At 37.6% G+C, this 441-nt stretch carries 1 pseudogene; it reads left to right on the top strand.

Annotation, left to right across the window (positions count from 1 at the left end):
- A pseudogene (locus JKP73_RS23305) lies at positions 1-268 on the top strand (hypothetical protein); the annotation flags it as partial.
- Between the last annotated feature and the right edge of the window lie 173 nt (positions 269-441).

Raw genomic sequence — 441 nt, 5'->3', positions numbered from 1 at the left:
TCTTCATAAGCTATTAGACCAGCAACAACGTCTAGCCTTACAGGATAAAAAAGTACTAGAAGAGTATAAATCAGAAATCAATGAATTGAAAGCTCTTAAAATGCCTCAGGAGGATATGAAAGATGGCTCGTCGATAAGGGGTGAGGCACAGGAAGAAATCAATGAATTGAAAGCTCAATTGAGGTTATCAGAAAAAGAACGAAACAAGGCAAAAGAAAAAGAGCCGGTAAAAACAGAATCTAAAAAATGGTGGAAACTATGGAAATGAGGGGGATCAAATGAGTCATTCGGAACAAATGATTGAAAACCAGTTCATACAGATCTTAAGTGAGAAAGAAAATCAGTGGACTTATCGTCCGGACTTGAAGTCGGAAGAAGCACTTTGGCAAAACTTTAGAGGCCATTTGAACCGAATAAATTTAGCAGTATTGGAAGAGCAAC

The organism is Virgibacillus salexigens (assembly GCF_014905415.1).
GTDB classification, from domain to species: Bacteria; Bacillota; Bacilli; order Bacillales; family Amphibacillaceae; genus Virgibacillus; species Virgibacillus salexigens.
Note: the sequence above shows the minus strand (reverse complement) of the source record. Positions and strands in the feature narration are given on the sequence as shown.